The organism is Actinoplanes siamensis (genome assembly GCF_016862395.1).
GTDB lineage: Bacteria > Actinomycetota > Actinomycetes > Mycobacteriales > Micromonosporaceae > Actinoplanes > Actinoplanes siamensis.
The window spans coordinates 185,252-200,884 of sequence record NZ_BOMW01000019.1; the positions used below are offsets into that span (position 1 = coordinate 185,252).

Genomic DNA, 15,633 nt, shown 5'->3' on the forward strand with positions numbered 1-15,633 from the left:
GATGATCCCGGTACGGATAGCATGGGCTGGACATTCGGCCTCATGGGTGAGGAGACCTCAGGTGAACACCGCGATCGTCCACATCGACTGCGCCACCGATTCGATTCCCGAGGTCGCCGAGGCGCTCGCGGCCCTCGACGGGGTCAGCGAGGTCTATTCGGTCGCGGGCGGCGTCGACTTGATCGCGATCGTCCGGGTGGCGAAGTTCGAGGAGATCGCCGAGGTGATCGCCGGCCGGATCTCCAAGACGCCCGGCGTGATCAACACTGAGTCGCACATCGCGTTCCGCGCCTACTCGAAGCACGACCTGGAGGACGCGTTCGCGATCGGCCTTCCCGACGCCGACTGAGGCGGCCGCCGACGGGCGCCGAGGGGAGAGTGGCCGCTAGGGTGTTTCCGGTGACCGATCCGGATTCGCGGCTGCGCTGGATTCTGTGGGACGAGTTCACCGGGGACGAGGACCGCGCGGCCGGTTCGTGCGTGGAGGTCGACGGGCTGTTCGTGGACCTGCCCGTGCCGGTGGAGCGGTTCGTGCTGCGCGGCTGCGTGCCCGGCGAACCGCTGCGCGAGGCGATCGCGGGGATCGGCACGGAACGGGCCCGCCTCGGGACGGTCCTGATCGAGGCCGAGGACGATCCCGGGATGGACCACCTCGACAACCTCTACGACGTCGTCGTGGTGGCCGCCGAGGGCGACGAGGTGGTGCTCCGGGGCCGGATCGAGGAGATCCGCGGCTACCGCCCCGCGACCGAGCCGCCCGCCGCCGAGGGCTTCCGGCTGCGCGACGCGCACGACCGGGCGCTGGGCCACGCCCGTACCGTCGAAGGTCTTCACCGCGAGCGGCCCGAGCTGGCGCCGCCCGCCGTGACCCTCGTCGGCTTCCGCCCCGAACCCTGGTTCCGTGTGGAGCTGTCCACCCGCGGGCGGCCGCGGTTGACGGCCACCGTGCTCGGCCGGGGCGCCGGCGGCGCGCAGCTGTCCACGTACACCGACGGGCTGGACGGCGCGGTGGTCGCGGTGCGCGAGTCGGCGGCCGGTCCGGGACTGATCGACGTGGAGCTCGACGACGGGGTGTTCGAGCCGATGCCGTCGGCCGCGCGGCCGTTGTGGGACCGCTGGCTGCAGGCGCCGCCCACCGAACCCGGCTCGTGGACCATCCTCCACCCGTCGCTGCGGCACGAGTGGCTGCGCCTCGCCCTGGCCCAGGCGCACCCACGGTCCGCGGACCGGCCAGCCGGCCGGACCTACCGCCTCGACAGCCGGCATGTCACCGACCTGAACGGCTTCTACTGCGCGCTCGGTGAGGCGGTGAACGGGCCGGGCGGCTACTTCGGGTGGAACCTGGACGCGCTGATCGACTGCCTGCGTGGCGGCTGGGGCGCCCGGAGGCCGTTCCGGCTGGAGTGGAGCCCCACCGGCGGCGACTGGCACGAGCCGGTCCTGCGGATCCTCGCGGAGAACGGCGTCGAGGTCGGACCGGCACGGTGAGCTTGCCGGCGGCCGGCAAGAACGGTCCCCGCGGATAACAAGGTGGAGGTCAGACCGTCACGGTGAGACCGTCGGCGGCCCGGATCGTGCCGGTGAGCACCTCGCCGGGGCCGACCTCCGCGCCGGGCCAGACCACGCACCTGGTGACGCTGCCGGTCACCCGGGCGCCGGCGCCGATCACCGATTCCGCCACGCTGCCGGTCACTTGGGCGTCGGCGCCGATCGCCGACCCGGTCGCGGTGCCGGTGACCTGGGCAGACGGGTCGATCACGCCGGTGCCGGCGGCGTGCAGGTTGGCCTCCAGGTAGAGGGCCGGCGTGCCAGTGTCCAGATACAGCCCCTGGTAGCCGATCAGCTCCAGCGCACCGAGCGCCTCGGCGGGACGCCACACCGTACGTACCAGATCGGTGTTCTGATCGTGAAGGTCCGCGATGAAACGCCAGGGGAGCAGCGAGAGGCCGGCGAAGCGGTTGCCGCTGAAGCCGCCGGTCTCGCCGGGACGGCAGGGTTTGGTCAGCATCCGCACCGTGTCCCCGGACCAGCCGGCCAGCAGGGCCTCGATGTCCTTGCCGGGCTCGCGGAACGGATCGGCGAGGTAGGCGTCGGCATTGCCGACCAGCGCGCCCCGGCCGTCGATCCACTTCTTCAGCCGGGCCACGCCGCCGGACGTGCCGAGCGGGCCGTCCGGCTCGACGGAGAGGTGCGCGCGGCCGGTGGCGTGCGCGACGACCTGGTCGGCGAGATAGGCCGCGTTCACCGCGACGCGTTCCGGACCGGCCAGGCCGAGGCCGGCGAAGCGGCGCAGGGCGTGATCCAGCAGCGGCAGGTTGCCGACCGGGCAGAGCGCCTTGGGAACGGACGCGGTGAGCGGGCGCAGCCGCTGACCCTCGCCCGCGGCCAGCACGACGCCGCAGATCTCCGGGGCGGTCATGCCGAGGCCGGGCGGGTCGGGGCGGCGTCAGCGGCCGGGACCGACGGGGGCAGCTCGCCGGCCTTCGGCCCGAGGCCGTAGATGCCGAGCAGGCGCGCGGTCGGCCAGGTCAGCGCGGGCAGGTCGTCCAGCGGCCACCAGCGGGCCTCCAGGACCTCGCCACCGTCCACCACCAGGGGCGTGGTGGAGGCCGGGACCCAGCCGAACCAGACCATGTCGACGTTCGCCGCGTTGGGGTGCAGGATCGCGTTCGGGTTGCCGGGGCGCAGGTCGCCCGGCTCGATCCGGACGCCGGACTCCTCGAAGAGCTCGCGGGCGGCGCCGACGGCGGGCAGTTCGCCGCGCTTGAGCAGACCTGCGGGCAGGCCCCAGCCGCGGCTCGACGGCTGGCGCAGCAGCAGCAGGCGGCCCGGCTCGGCGGCCTCCGAGTCGCGGATCACGGCGACCGCGCCGACCAGGAACTTGGGGGAGATCGCCCGGGCCAGGTGGCGGCGCACCGGCAGCGGCAGGCCGTAGAAGACTTGGTACGCCAGGCCGCGCAACTGCCGAGAGATGTTCACGCGCGTAAGGCTAGCCCGGGTTCCTGAATGTCTCAGTCCGGGTGGTCGACCATCGCGATGAGCTGTTCCACCACGGTGTCCGGCTCGACCGTGCGCTCGCAGACCGCGACCAGCAGCGTCTCCAGGTCGGGGTAACCCAGATCCTCGGCGAGGCGGCGCAGTGGCACCTCGCTGGCCAGGCCGCGGTCGTGCTTGCGAAGGGTCAGGCCGATCGTCGCCCGGCCCAGGCGCACCTTGTCGGTGATGCTGATGCCCGGTTCGTTCCGCTCGTCGAAGTAGCGGTTGATCTGCATCTGCGCCTGGCTCGACTTGACGAACCCGAGCCACTCCTTGCGGGGGCCGCGCGGCGCGTTCGGCTCGACCTCGACGTGCCCGTCGTTCTCCGAGAAGATCTCGACGACGTCACCGTCGCGCAGCGGGGAACTGAGGGGCGCGAGGCGGCCGTTGATGGTGGCGGCGAGGCACTGGTCGCCCTTCGCGGGACCCAGCTCGTACGCCAGGTCGACCGGGGTGGAGCCGCTGGGCAGCTCGTACGCGTTGCCGTGGGCGAAGACCGTGATCTGCCCCTCGGCGAGGTCACATCGGAGCGAGTCGAGGAACTGGGCCGCGTCGGTGGTGTCCTGCTGCCAGTCGAGCACACGTTTCAGCCAGGTCAGCTGGTCGGCGCCGGGTGGCTCGTCGGACACCTTGGGATATCGGTAGCTGGTGGCGACGCCGTACTCCGAGTAGCGGTGCATCGTCCGGGTGCGGATCAGCACCTCGACCAGGCGGCCCTCGGGACCGACCACGGTGGTGTGCAGCGAACGGTAGAGATTGTTCTTCGGCGAGGCGATGAAGTCCTTGAAGCGGCCGGCGACCGGGCGCCAACGGCCGTGGATCGCGCCGAGCGCCGCGTAGCAGTCGGTCTCCGGACCGTTCACCACCACCGCGATCCGGGGCAGGTCGAACGGCACGGTGTGGCCGCCGGCGACGGTGTCCTTCCAGATCGAGTAGTAGTGCCGGGGGCGCGGCGTGACCTCGGCGTCCACCCGGGAGCGGCGCAGCGCGACGCGGGCCTTGCCGGAGACGTCGGCGAGGTACTCGTTCCAGCCGGGACGGTTCTTCACGTGCTCGTCGATCCGGGCGAACGCGTCCGGCTCGAGGTGGAAGAGCACCACGTCGTCGAGGTCGCGCTTGAGCGCCTGGATGCCGAGCCGGTCGCTGAGCGGGACCAGCACGTCGAGCGTGGCGTTCGCGATCCGGGCGCGGCTGGCCGGCGACCGGGCGTCCAGCGTGCGCATGTTGTGCAGCCGGTCGGCCAGCTTGATCACCAGCACCCGGACGTCCTTGCCGGCCGCGACGATCATCTTGCGGATCGTCTCGCCCTCGGCGGCCTTGCCGTAGAACGCCTTGTCGAACTTGGTCACGCCGTCGACCAGGTGGGCCACCTCGGGTCCGAAGTCGCCCTCCAGGGCCTCCAAGGTGTAGCTGGTGTCCTCCACGGTGTCGTGCAGCAGCGAGGCGACCAGGGTGGTGGTGTCCATCCCGAGCTCGGCGCAGATCTGCGCGACCGCGAGCGGATGCGTGATGTACGGATCGCCGGACTTGCGGAACTGCCCGCGGTGCATGCTCTCGGCGATCGAGTAGCTGCGGCGGAGCAGGGCCACATCGGCCGACGGGTGGATGTTGCGATGCGTCCGGGCCAGGGTCGAAACCGGATCGTCGTCGTTGCCCTGGAAGCTCAGCAGCGATCGGAGCCGCCGGGTGAAGCTGAGCGGGCTCGGGGACGTGGTGGCCGGCAGGGCACGACCGAGAGCGGCGCCGTGGCCGGCGTCGACGTCCACCCGGACACCCCCTCACCGATCGTCCATGCCTCGTAGAAGAAGCATGGCACGCGAACCCGCGATGGCTGAACCGTCTACAACCCGAATCACCGAAGGTTCGTGCGTGCCCTACAGCCTAAGCGAGCGGACGTCATCCGAACGGTCAGTTACCGATAGGCGAACGGTCGAGTCTCGGGCTGACGCGGCTGATTCGGCGCTGGTGAGGAGCCCGGAGAAACGCGCCGCGCCACGAGCCGGTGACGCCCAGTCGCCAGAGGTTTCCACCAAGCGGGTGTCCACGCGCTCCAGCCAGGCCAGGATCCGCTCGGTCTCCTCGGCCGTCGCGGACGCCACCGGGCCCGGTCCGGGAAGGACCGTCTCGGCGGTCAGCCGCGCCGCGTCCAGGGTGGGGCGAGGGTGCTCGCGCGGCGGCGAGGTGGCCGCGGCGGCCAGCCGGCCGTGCCGGACCACCACGATCTCCCAGCCGCCCTGGTCGTTCCGGCGGGCCGCGACGATCTCCGGCAGGCGGGTCAGCGCCTCCAGTTTCTGCATCCGGATCAGGGCGCGCAGCAGGGCGATCAGGCGAGACCGGACGGTGGCCGCCTCCTCGTACCGCTGCCGGTCGCTGAGCGTCTCGATCCGGGCCAGGATCGCCTCGATCACCGGGCCCGGATCGCCGGAGGTGGCGGTGCGGAACGGGAGGGCGGCGCGCAGGTCGTACTCCTCCGGGGAGATCTCGTGCTCGCAGGGCGCCGGGCAGCGGCCCAGCTCGGCCAGCGCGCAGGCCGGGGTGCGGGTGCGCAGCGACAGCTTGTGGTTGCACTGCCGCAGCGGGACCGCGTCGTAGACCCCGGCGGCGGCCAGCTCCGCGGTGCGCCGGGAGGAGAACGGGCCCAGATAGGTCGCACCGTCCTCGGCGAGGCGCCGGACCACCGAGAGGCGGGGGAAGGCCTCGGCGGTCAGCTTCAGCCAGACCACCCGCTCGGGATGTTTGGACCTGCGGTTGTACGGCGGGGAGTGCGCCGCGATCAGCCGCAGCTCCCGGACCTCCGCCTCCAGCGAGTGCGCACACTCCACCGCCTCCACCCGGACCGCCGCGGTGAGCATCTCGGAGATCCGCGCGCGTTTCTCGCCGGCGGTGAAGTAGCTGCGGACCCGGGTGGCGACGTCCTTCGACGTGCCCACGTAGAGCGGCCGCTCGTCGGCCGCCCGGAAGATGTAGACCCCCGGGACGTGCGGCAGGTTGTCGGCCAGGTGCCGCCGGCTGCGCTGGGCCGGGGTGATCGCCTTGGCGAACTCGATCGCGTCGCCCAGCGTGTGCACCCGGAAGCTGCCCAGCCGCTCGATCAGCCCGTGCAGCACGTCGACGGTGGCCCTGGCGTCGTCCAGCGCGCGGTGGTTGGGCTCGACCGTGGACCGGAAGAAGTGCGCCAGCGTGCCCAGCTTGCGGTTGGGCACCTCGTCGCGGGTCAGCGCGCGGCGGGCCAGGGCGGCGGTGTCCAGCACCCGGGGCGCCGGCCACGGGTAGCCGTGCCGGGCGCAGGCCGCCTTGAGGAAGCCCACGTCGTAGGGTGCGTTGTGGGCGACCAGCACCGCGCCGCGGAGGAACTCCAGCAGGGCCGGGAGAACCGTCTCGATCGGGGGCGCCGGGCGCAGCATCGCCTCGGTGATGCCGGTCAGGACGGTGATGAACGGCGGCAGCGGCTGGCCCGGGTTGACCAGGGTGCCGAACTCGCCGAGCACCGCGCCGCCGCGCACCTTGACCGCGCCGATCTCGGTGATGCCGCCACCGTCCGGAGCGCCGCCGGTGGTCTCCAGGTCGAGCACCACGAAGGTGGTGTCGGCGAGCGAGACCGCCGCCGGATCGACCGAACCGTCGGCGGACAGCAGCGTGTCCAGAGTGCCCTGCACGTAAGCCGGTTGTGCCACGGCGGGCAACACTAGAACGGGGGTACGACATAAACCGAGCCCGCCCGGAAAAGATCACTTGTCTCGGCAAGCGTTTTCGCGGGCCACGGTGTGAGAATGGGTGGATGTCCGCGCCGATCGAGCCCGACGACCGCCCCGTAGAGGAGGCGGCGTCGCAGGCTGCGGACTCCACCCCGGCGCTGCCGGAGCCCATCCTCCCCGAGCCGGTCCGCCAGCGGATCATGGCGCTGGCCGCCGCCGCCCTGCCCGGGCTGCCCAACGACGAGATCCCGGTGGTGCTGCGCCGGGTGGCCCGCTTCGCGCCGAACCGGCGGGCCCGCCTGGGCGGCCGGGAGATCGCCGCCCAGCTCACCGCCGACCCGCTGTTCCGGCAGCGGATCGGCGCCCGGATCGTGGCCGAGGCCGGTGACCTGGGCGCCGCCGTGACCGGTGGCGTCGCCCCGGCCGCGGCCGACCCGGTGGAGGTCGCCGCGCTGGCCTACCTGGCCCGCCCGGACGGCTGGCGCGAGCTGATCGACGCCGCCGGCGACGTGGTGCGGGCCGACGCGGACAGCGCCGCCCTGGCCGACCGGATCCGGGCCGCCGAGCAGCGCGCCACCCGCGCCGAGCACGACCGGGCGGTGGCCCGGGTGGAGGCCGACAAGCTCCGCGACGAGCTGGCCCGGGTCCGCGAGGAGCTCGGCCAGCTGCGCGAGGAGGCGCGGGCCACGGCCAAGGCGCTGCGTGAGGCGCAGGCCGCGCAGAAACGCGCGTCCGACCTGCTGGCCACGGAGAAGGGCCGCGCGGCGCGCGTCGCTCTGGACCACGAGGCGGAGGTACGCCGGATGCGGGCCCGCCTCGCCGACGCGGAGGCCACCGCGGCCACCGGCAAGCAGGCCGCCAAGGACGCCCGGGCGGTCGACGACGCCCGCCTCTGGCTGCTGCTCGAGACGATCGGCCAGGCCGCCACCGGCCTGCGCCGCGAGCTCGCCCTGGGCCCGACCGACAAGCTGCCCGCCGACTTCGTGGCCGACGCCTCGGCCGACCGCCCCGGCGCCCCCGAGCGCTCCCGGGCCCGCGCCCAGGACACCGACGACCCCGGCCGCCTGGACCAGCTGCTCGCTCTGCCCCGGGCGCACCTGATCGTCGACGGGTACAACGTGACCAAGCGCGGCTTCGCCGACATGTCCCTGGAGCAGCAGCGCAAACGCCTGATCACCGGGCTCGGCGGGATCGCCGCGCAGACCGGCGACGAGGTCACCGTGGTCTTCGACGGGGCCGAGCGGGTGCACGGCCTGCCGCCCGCGCCGCGCGGCGTGCGGGTGCTCTTCTCCCGCAAGGGCACCACCGCCGACGAGCTGATCCGGCAGCTGGTCCGGGCCGAGCCGCCGGGCCGCCCGCTGGTCGTGGTCTCCTCCGACCGGGAGGTGGCCGACGGGGTGCGCCGGCACGGGGCGTACCCGATGGGCGCGGACTCGTTGCTGCGCCGGCTGGCCCGGTCCTGAGTTTCTGTCGTACCCCTCGCCTAGCGTGACGGTCACCTGAGGTGACCGGTCCGTCGCGCGGCCGGCCCTCCCGGTGAAGGGGAGAGGTAATGATCATTGATTGTGGTCGTTGCGTCGAACGGACCGACGAATGCACCGGGTGCCTGGTCAGCGCACTTGCCGAGACGCCCGGCGGGATCACCGGGCTGACTCCCGGCGAGCTGCTGGCGATCGAGACCCTCGAGCTGGCCGGGTTCGAGGTGGAGATCCTGCAGACCCCGGAGCCGCCGGCGATCGTGCCGTTCCGCCGCCACGTGGCGTGATCATGAGGACGGCCTAGGATCTTTCGTCATGACTCCCCGGTGGTGGGCCCTCGTGACGTTCGGGGTGCTGCTCGTGGCGCTCGTGCTGTTCGCGGCGCTGACCGTGCCCTGGCACCGCGCGCCCGCGCCACGTGCCGACCAGGTCGCCGCGCTCGGCCGGTTCCCGCCGGAGCAGGTGGCCCGGGCCCGGCGGTTCCGCGCCGAGTTGCGCCCGGGGACGTACGCGGGCATGGCGCTGGGCCTGATGGTGGCGCTGGTGCTCGGGCTCACCCCGATCGGCGCGCGGCTGGTCGAGCTGGCCGGTCGGCCGTTCGGCGACCACTGGCTGGCCCGGGCGGTGCTCGGCGGCCTGCTCGTGGTGCTCGCCGGTGAAGTGCTCACGCTGCCGTTCGCGGCCTGGCGGCACACCATCGTGGTGCGGTACGGCCTCTCCACCCAGTCCTGGGGCGGCTGGGGCGTCGACCTGCTGAAGTCCGCAGCCGTCTCGGTGGTCCTCGGCGGGCTCGCGTTGGCCGGCTTCTTCGCGGTCACCCACGTCGCGCCGCGCTGGTGGTGGGCGTTCGGCGCGGCCGGCGCGGCCGGGCTGGTGGTGCTGCTGTCGTTCGTGCTCCCGGTGGTGGTCGAGCCGATCTTCAACAGGTTCACCCCGATGCCGGACGGGCCGCTGCGCGCCGAGCTGATCGCCCTGGCCGACCGGGACGGCGTGCCGGTGCGCGACGTGCTGGTCGCCGACGCGTCCCGGCGCACCCGGGCGGTGAACGCGTACGTCTCCGGCCTGGGCCCCACCCGGCGGATCGTCGTCTACGACACCATGCTCACCGAGGCCACCCCGGACGAGGTGGTCTCGGTCGCCGCGCACGAGCTGGGCCACGCCAAGGACGGCGACGTGCTGACCGGCACGATCCTCGGCGCGCTGGGCGCCGCGCTCGCCGTGGTCGCGATCCACCTGCTCGGCTCCTGGACCGGCCTGCTCCGGCTGGCCGGCGTCGACGCCATCGGCGAGCCGCGGGCGATCGGGCTGCTGCTCGCCGTCGCCGCGGTCGCCGGCCTGCTCGCCGGCCCGGGCCAGGCGTTCGTCTCCCGGCGCATCGAGGCCCGCGCCGACCGGCACGCGCTCGACCTGACCGGCGACCCGGCGACCTTCGAGGCCATGCAGCGCCGCCTCGGCTCCGTCAACCTGTCCGATCCCGATCCGCCGACCTGGGAGTTCCTGATGTTCGCCTCGCACCCGTCCACCGTGCAGCGGATGGCCGCCGCCCGTGCGTACGCCCGGGGCGAGCGCTGATGGCTCGCACCCTGCTGGTCACCAACGACTTCCCGCCCCGGCCCGGCGGCATCCAGCAGTTCGTGCACAACCTGGCGGTGCGCCAGCCGGCCGGTTCGGTGGTGGTCTACTCGTCGACCTGGAAGGGCGCCGCCGCGTTCGACGCCGAGCAGCCGTTCGAGGTGGTCCGGGAGGCCACCTCGATCCTGCTGCCCACGCCGCGGGTCGCCCGCCGGGCCGCCGAGCTGGCCCGCGCGCACGGGTGCGACTCCGTGCTGTTCGGCGCGGCCGCGCCGCTCGGGCTGCTCGCCCACGGCCTGCGCCGGACCGCCGGGATCACCCGCGCGGTCGGGATCACCCACGGGCACGAGATCGGCTGGGCGGCGCTGCCCGGCGCCCGGGGCCTGCTGCGCCGGATCGCCCGGGGCAACGACGTCATCACGTTCCTGGGGGAGTATCAGCGGGTCCGGCTCGATCGCGCCCTGCACGGGTTGACCGAGCTGCGGCGGCTCGCGCCCGGGGTCGACGTGGACACGTTCCACCCCGGGGTGGATGGGAGCGAGGTCCGCAAGCGGCACGGCCTCGCCGGGCGGCCGGTCGTCGTGTGCGTGTCCCGGCTGGTCCCGCGCAAGGGCCAGGACATGCTGATCCGCGCCCTGCCGGAGATCCGCCGGCGGGTGCCCGGCGCGGCGCTGCTGCTGGTCAGCGGCGGGCCGTACCGGAAGACGCTGGCCCGGCTGGCGCGCGAGCACGACGTCGAGGCGGACGTGGTGTTCACCGGGTCGGTGCCGTGGGCCGAGCTGCCGGCGCACTACGCGGCCGGGGACGTCTACGCGATGCCGTGCCGGACCCGGGCGGCCGGGCTGGACGTCGAAGGCCTCGGGATCGTCTACCTGGAGGCCTCGGCGACCGGTCTGCCGGTCGTCGGCGGGGACTCCGGGGGCGCGCCGGACGCGGTCCGCGAGAGGGAGACGGGGTATGTCGTGGGCGGCACCGACGTGCCCGCGATGGCCGACCGGATCGCGGGACTGCTGTCCGATCCTGATCATGCTCGGGCGATGGGGGCGGCGGGGCGTGCCTGGGTGGAGCGGGAGTGGCGGTGGGAGACCCAGGCGGCTCGTCTCGGCTCCCTGCTCGCCCCGGACCAGCCGCCCCACCCGCGGGCATAGCCCGGCCCGGCTCCGGACCCGTCCCGGCCACGGAACGCCGGCCGGGTCGGTGGTCGCCGCTTCCGGCGCGTGTCGCGGTGCCGGCTGGCACCGGGGGTGTCTCCGGGGCCCCAGGCCGGGTCGAGAGCCTTCACGGTACGGCGGTTCCTGCTCACCGAGGTGGCGCGGTTGCTGCGGATCTCCACGATGGAGGAGGTGCGCGCGGTGACCCGGCGGGTCCCGACCAACCTGTACGGCCGGGCGTCCAGCGGCCCGGTCACCGGTCTGGCCTTACGTGACACTGTGCTGGCTGCTGTGGACGGGCCGGATGGCGCCGGCCGCCGCGGGGCCGCCGCGTTACGCCATCGGCATCGCGGTTGTTCACCCGGTAGGCCGGCGCCTGTCAATCCGCCTGATCACCTGCCATGGTGTTCCCATGGAATTAGTGGGATTGGCGACGGTCGGCGCGGTGCTGGCGGCCGGGGTGGCCGTGGGCGCCTGGCGCCGGCGCACCGACGGCCGGGTGCGCCCGGTGGAGCAGACTGGTGACGTGAGCGAATCCGTGGCGGCCGAGCAGATCGACCGGGCAGTGCTGGACCGGCTCGGGGTCGAGCCCGGCCGGGTCACGCTGCTGCAGTTCTCCACCGCGTTCTGCGCGCCCTGCCGGGCCGTGCGCCGGGTCAGCGCCGAGGTCGCCGGGCTCCTCCCGGAGGTGCGGCACGTCGAGGTCGACGCCGAGAGCCACCTCGACGAGGTGCGTGCGCTGAACATCTGGCGCACCCCGACGCTGCTGGTCCTGGACGCCGCGGGCCGGGTGACCAGGCGGGCCACCGGCGTCCCGACGAAGCCGCAGCTGATCGCCGCGCTCGCCGAGTCAGGCGCCGGCGGGCGCCGTGACGGGCTCGGCGCCGGACCGGCTGAGGGCGCGGGGCCCGGGGATCAGCGGCTGGGACGCGGCTGAGGCGAACAGCACCAAGGCGCAGCCGACCCGCACCCGGTCCAACCCGGGGCGCGCCGACAGCGGGCCGGCCATCGCGTTGCCCAGCGGCATCGCGGGAGACGACGTCAGGTGGTCCCAGGACGCGACCCGAGCGCGAACAGGCGGCGCTCGCGGCGGTCTCGCCGGAGGAACCGGCGCAGCTCAACGATCTCCCGCGTCAAGTCCTACTATCCCCGGAGGAATAATAGGCGCATGTACGTGGACCCACGTGGCCAGCGCTTCGCCGCGGCCGTCACCAGTGTCGTCGTCGCGCTCGTGCTGATCACCGGCTCCGGCTGGCTGGCACTGGCGCAGGCGGTGGTCTTCGCGATCACCGCGTACCGCCCGCACCGGGGCCCCTACGGGTCGATCTTCCGGATGGTGGCGCCGCCGCGGCCGACGGAACCGGCCGCCCCCGTGCGATTCGCGCAACTCGTCGGTTTCGCGTTCCTCAGCGTCTCCGCGGGGGGATACCTCATGGGCGCGGAGACGCTCGGACTGGTCGCCGCGGCGTTCGGGCTGTTCGCGGCGTTCCTCAATGCGGCTTTCGGGTTGTGCCTGGGGTGCGAGGCCTATCTGAGGATTCGTCGACTCTCAGGCAGAAACGCCGAAGGCGTCGGTAATGTCTAGAACTTCGGGGCGTCCGGGGCTTCCAGGAGCCCCAGGCGAAGCGCGGTCATGAGCGCCTGGGCCCGGTTCGCCGCGCCCAGCTTCTCGTACAGCTTCGAGATGTGGGTCTTCGCCGTCGACTCGGAGACGAACAGCTGCTTGGCGATCCCGGCGACGCTCATGCCGTCGGCGAGCAGCCGCAGCACCTGACCCTCGCGGGGGGACAGCTGCGGGCCGGACGGGGCGAGCCGGCGCTTCATCGCCTCGGCGAGGTCGGCGGCGGTGAACGCGCTGGGTGCCGACGCGGCGTGCCGGGCCGCCGCCACCACCTCGTCAGCCGGGGCGGTCTTCGGCACGAACGCGCTGGCCCCGGCCTCGAGAGCGCCGAAGAGCTGGTCGTCGCCGGCATACATGGTCAGGACCACGATGCCCATGTTGGCGTTGTTCTTGCGGAGGGCGCGGGTGGCCTCCAGGCCGCTGCCGTCGGGCAGCCGCAGATCCATGATCACGACATCCGGCTGCAGCGCGCCGGCTTGGCGAACCGCCTCCGCGGCCGTCGCCGCCTCGCCGACGACCTCGAACTGCCGGTCGCGCTCGAATGCGTGCCGCAGCCCCTTACGGATCAAATCGTGATCGTCGACAAGGAGGACCTTGGTGCGCGTCGTCGGCGCAGGACTGGTCGACATGCTCGGGTTACTCCCCTTCTGGAGCGGAAACGCTATCCCGCACGCTATCGCGCCGGGGCGGGGTTCCGAGCACTACGGCGACGGTTGTCCCGCTGGGGTGTCTCGGCGTGATCCGGAGACGGCCCCGGATGCGTTCGGCGCGCTCGGCCATGATGGTCAGACCGTACCGGCCGTCCGGGCGGTTGTCGGCGAAACCCTTGCCGTCGTCGGAGACCTCGATCTGCGCGTACGGCGGGTCGACGGTGCAGGTGACCCACAGGTTGGACGCCCCGGCGTGCTTGCGGGCGTTGGTGATCGCCTCCTGCGCGATGCGCAGCAGCTCAGCCTCGGTCGCCGCGGGCAGCCGCGCGGTCGACTCGTCGAAGGTGAAGTGCACCCGCAGCCCGGCGCTGGTCCCCAGGGTGCGGGCGTACTCGGCGATCGCGGCCGCCAGCCCGCCGTTGCGGTCCACCTCCGAGCGCAGCTCGAACAGGCTCAGCCGCAGCTCGGTGATCACCCGGGTCACCTCGCCGCGCAGCGTGCGCAGCTCCTCGGCCGTCTCCTCGGCGCCCTCCGGCAGGGTGGCCTGGGCGTTGTCGATGCCGTACCCGACCATCACCAGCTCCTGGGCGACCCCGTCGTGGATCTCCCGGGCCAGGCGCTGCCGCTCCTCGTTGGTGGCCAGCGAGCGGACGTCGTCGAAGAGCAGCGCGGCCTCCAGCCGCAGCGCGGCCGGGCCGGTCACCTCGGTCACCGACTGGACGACCGCGGGCGGGTAGGCCCCGCCGGCGTCCGTCTCCAGGATCACCAGGCCGATCGTGCGGACCCCGGCGACCAGCGGGACTACCAGCGAGGAGACCTCGCCGCCGCGATGCGTCCGGGCCTGCGACCGGCTCGCCACGTGCGGCTGCTGGGTGGCCCAGGCGTCGGCGATCGCCGAGTCCGCGTCCAGGGTGGTCTCCCAGTCGACCCGCTCGGCGCCGGTCTGCGCCAGCACCACCAGCCGGCCGCCGCCGCTGGCCGACAGCACCGCGGCGCGGTCGCCCGGGGTGACCGCGCGCAGCTCCTCCAGCAGGTGCTCGGAGATGCCGCCCGGGTCCAGGGTGGCGCCCGGCAGCGAGCGGGCCACGCTGCGCAGCTGGGTGAGCAGGCGGGTGGCCTCCGCGTACGGCTGCGGGGTGGGCTCGGCCGGCAGCAGGAACTCCCGCATCGCCTCGGCGGCGAACGTCACGATGGCGCCCATCACCAGCCACTGCCCGCCCGCCGCCAGATAGCCCCGGTCGGTCAGCACCCGCAGGTCGGCCAGCGCGCCGCCGGCCACCAGCGCGACAGCGGCCACCCCGAGCAGCGCGGCGCCCTCGGTCGGCTTGCGGCGCAGCGCCGCGGTGAGCAGCGGGACGGCCAGGTAGGGCAGGATCGCCTCGGCGCGGAAGCCGGCGGTCGCGCCCTCGGTCGCGTTGGCGATCGAGCCGGCCGCCAGACCGGTGACGATCACCTCGGCGAACCGGCCGGCCGTCGCGAGCGCCGAGTCCTCCCGGGCCACGAAGGCGGGCACCGCGGTGACCGCGAGCAGGGCGATCCAGCCGAGCTGCCGGGGGTCGCCGGTGGCGATCAGGGTGAGCACGGCGACCAGCGCGAGCATGATCACGCGCGATGCGGCTTCGAGCGGGCGTATGCGCGTGGATCCGCTGGCTAGGGCTGGCACGTGACGGATGGTAGCGGCACCGGCGGGAAACGGCTCGTCGGCGACGGGGCGGTGGCGTGCTTTGTCGTACCCAGCGGGTAGCCTCCCGTGCATGGCGGACACCTCGACCCAGTCGATCCAGGTCGCTGCCCCCCTGGCCCGGGTGGCCGCGGTCATCTGCGACTTCCCGAGCTACCCGGAGTGGGCGGAGGCGATCAAGCAGGCCTCGGTCGTCGAGGAGTACGAGGACGGTTATGCCGCCCAGGTCAGCTTCCGGATCGACGCCGGTGTGATGGCCGACGAGTACACGTTGGAGTATGCGTACGCCGACGACCTCTCCCGGATCGAGTGGCACCTGGTCGCGCCCTCCACCACGCAGAAGTCCCAGGAGGGCTCCTACGACCTGGTCGAGCGTCCGGACGGGACGACCACGGTGACGTACACCCTGGCGGTGGAACTCGCCATCGGGATGCTCGGGATGTTCCGCCGCAAGGCCGAAAAGATGATCATGGACACGGCTCTCAAGGAGCTCAAGCGCCGGGTCGAGAGCCTGCCCGCGGTCTGACCGTGGATGCTTGAGGGAGAGGCCGCCCGTGGCCCGATCACGGGCGGGTGAGGGGGAGCGGATGGCCGGGTCGGCACGGGAAGAGGCGGAGCGGCTGGTAGCCGCGATCCTCGCCAGGGCGGCGTCGGCCGGGGCGGGTGCGGCGGCTCGCGGTTTCCGCGAGGCCACAGACTTCGGCGGTACGGCGTCGGCCGGCGGCCGCGATGGCGCAGATCCTTCCGGT

Annotated in this window: 15 protein-coding genes; 9 read left to right on the forward strand and 6 right to left on the reverse strand. The window is 73.4% G+C overall.

The window, feature by feature from the left end; genetic code table 11:
* Positions 1–61 precede the first annotated feature (61 nt).
* Complete coding sequence (locus Asi03nite_RS10230; protein WP_203678372.1) at positions 62–349, forward strand: Lrp/AsnC family transcriptional regulator; 288 nt, start codon at positions 62–64, stop codon at positions 347–349.
* Positions 350–399: 50 nt separating this feature from the next.
* Complete coding sequence (locus tag Asi03nite_RS10235; protein WP_203678373.1) at positions 400–1,488, forward strand: barstar family protein; 1,089 nt, start codon at positions 400–402, stop codon at positions 1,486–1,488.
* Positions 1,489–1,537: 49 nt separating this feature from the next.
* Here Asi03nite_RS10235 and Asi03nite_RS10240 read toward each other — a convergent pair whose 3' ends face one another.
* The 4 genes from Asi03nite_RS10240 to Asi03nite_RS10255 all read right to left on the reverse strand — a co-directional run bounded on the left by Asi03nite_RS10240 (position 1,538) and on the right by Asi03nite_RS10255 (position 6,710).
* On the reverse strand, positions 1,538–2,419 hold the full coding sequence (locus Asi03nite_RS10240; protein WP_203678374.1) for a sugar phosphate nucleotidyltransferase: 882 nt from the start codon (positions 2,417–2,419) through the stop codon (positions 1,538–1,540).
* Positions 2,416–2,979: an NUDIX hydrolase gene (locus Asi03nite_RS10245; protein ID WP_203678375.1), complete on the reverse strand. Its 564-nt coding sequence runs from the start codon at positions 2,977–2,979 to the stop codon at positions 2,416–2,418. The genes Asi03nite_RS10240 and Asi03nite_RS10245 overlap by 4 nt, the downstream gene beginning before the upstream one ends.
* 32 nt (positions 2,980–3,011) lie before the next feature.
* Positions 3,012–4,802: a RelA/SpoT family protein gene (locus tag Asi03nite_RS10250; RefSeq protein ID WP_203678376.1), complete on the reverse strand. Its 1,791-nt coding sequence runs from the start codon at positions 4,800–4,802 to the stop codon at positions 3,012–3,014.
* A gap of 108 nt (positions 4,803–4,910) precedes the next feature.
* The gene (locus tag Asi03nite_RS10255; RefSeq protein ID WP_203678377.1) at positions 4,911–6,710 is read right to left on the reverse strand and encodes a DEDD exonuclease domain-containing protein; all 1,800 of its coding nucleotides are present in this window, start codon (positions 6,708–6,710) and stop codon (positions 4,911–4,913) included.
* Positions 6,711–6,931: 221 nt separating this feature from the next.
* On the opposite strand from Asi03nite_RS10255, the gene Asi03nite_RS10260 reads away from it, so the two are divergent.
* The 6 genes from Asi03nite_RS10260 (at position 6,932) to Asi03nite_RS10285 (ending at position 12,517) form a co-directional block, all read left to right on the forward strand.
* The gene (locus tag Asi03nite_RS10260; RefSeq protein ID WP_239102580.1) at positions 6,932–8,194 is read left to right on the forward strand and encodes an NYN domain-containing protein; all 1,263 of its coding nucleotides are present in this window, start codon (positions 6,932–6,934) and stop codon (positions 8,192–8,194) included.
* Between the two features lie 89 nt (positions 8,195–8,283).
* A complete protein-coding gene (locus Asi03nite_RS10265) occupies positions 8,284–8,496 on the forward strand; it encodes a hypothetical protein (protein WP_203678380.1) in 213 nt (70 codons plus the stop codon).
* A 28-nt stretch (positions 8,497–8,524) separates the two neighbouring features.
* Positions 8,525–9,781 (forward strand): M48 family metallopeptidase, encoded by a 1,257-nt coding sequence (locus Asi03nite_RS10270; protein ID WP_203678381.1) that lies wholly within the window; start codon positions 8,525–8,527, stop codon positions 9,779–9,781.
* Positions 9,781–10,929 carry a glycosyltransferase family 4 protein gene (locus Asi03nite_RS10275; RefSeq protein ID WP_203678383.1) on the forward strand — a complete coding sequence of 383 codons (1,149 nt, stop codon included), beginning with the start codon at positions 9,781–9,783 and terminating at the stop codon, positions 10,927–10,929. The genes Asi03nite_RS10270 and Asi03nite_RS10275 overlap by 1 nt, the downstream gene beginning before the upstream one ends.
* Positions 10,930–11,344: 415 nt before the next feature.
* Positions 11,345–11,869, forward strand: coding sequence for a TlpA family protein disulfide reductase (locus Asi03nite_RS10280; RefSeq protein ID WP_203678384.1), 525 nt, complete (start codon positions 11,345–11,347; stop codon positions 11,867–11,869).
* A gap of 231 nt (positions 11,870–12,100) precedes the next feature.
* Positions 12,101–12,517, forward strand: coding sequence for a DUF4395 domain-containing protein (locus Asi03nite_RS10285; RefSeq protein ID WP_203678385.1), 417 nt, complete (start codon positions 12,101–12,103; stop codon positions 12,515–12,517).
* Here the strand turns inward: Asi03nite_RS10285 and Asi03nite_RS10290 are convergent.
* On the reverse strand, positions 12,514–13,182 hold the full coding sequence (locus Asi03nite_RS10290; protein ID WP_014688640.1) for a response regulator transcription factor: 669 nt from the start codon (positions 13,180–13,182) through the stop codon (positions 12,514–12,516). The two genes, Asi03nite_RS10285 and Asi03nite_RS10290, sit on opposite strands and share 4 nt — an antisense overlap.
* A 7-nt stretch (positions 13,183–13,189) precedes the next feature.
* Positions 13,190–14,866, reverse strand: coding sequence for a sensor histidine kinase (locus tag Asi03nite_RS10295; RefSeq protein ID WP_203678386.1), 1,677 nt, complete (start codon positions 14,864–14,866; stop codon positions 13,190–13,192).
* Positions 14,867–14,957: 91 nt separating this feature from the next.
* Between Asi03nite_RS10295 and Asi03nite_RS10300 the strand changes: the two genes are divergently transcribed.
* The gene (locus tag Asi03nite_RS10300) at positions 14,958–15,410 is read left to right on the forward strand and encodes an SRPBCC family protein (protein WP_203678387.1); all 453 of its coding nucleotides are present in this window, start codon (positions 14,958–14,960) and stop codon (positions 15,408–15,410) included.
* The last annotated feature ends 223 nt before the right edge of the window (positions 15,411–15,633 follow it).

Coding starts and splice junctions, on each gene's coding strand:
- Asi03nite_RS10290 (WP_014688640.1), bottom strand. CDS start 13,182: ATGTCGACCAGTCCTGCGCCGACGACGCGCACCAAGGTCCTCCTTGTC.
- Asi03nite_RS10300 (WP_203678387.1), top strand. CDS start 14,958: ATGGCGGACACCTCGACCCAGTCGATCCAGGTCGCTGCCCCCCTGGCC.
- Asi03nite_RS10240 (WP_203678374.1), bottom strand. CDS start 2,419: ATGACCGCCCCGGAGATCTGCGGCGTCGTGCTGGCCGCGGGCGAGGGT.
- Asi03nite_RS10275 (WP_203678383.1), top strand. CDS start 9,781: ATGGCTCGCACCCTGCTGGTCACCAACGACTTCCCGCCCCGGCCCGGC.
- Asi03nite_RS10285 (WP_203678385.1), top strand. CDS start 12,101: ATGTACGTGGACCCACGTGGCCAGCGCTTCGCCGCGGCCGTCACCAGT.
- Asi03nite_RS10260 (WP_239102580.1), top strand. CDS start 6,932: ATGGCGCTGGCCGCCGCCGCCCTGCCCGGGCTGCCCAACGACGAGATC.
- Asi03nite_RS10270 (WP_203678381.1), top strand. CDS start 8,525: ATGACTCCCCGGTGGTGGGCCCTCGTGACGTTCGGGGTGCTGCTCGTG.
- Asi03nite_RS10265 (WP_203678380.1), top strand. CDS start 8,284: ATGATCATTGATTGTGGTCGTTGCGTCGAACGGACCGACGAATGCACC.
- Asi03nite_RS10280 (WP_203678384.1), top strand. CDS start 11,345: ATGGAATTAGTGGGATTGGCGACGGTCGGCGCGGTGCTGGCGGCCGGG.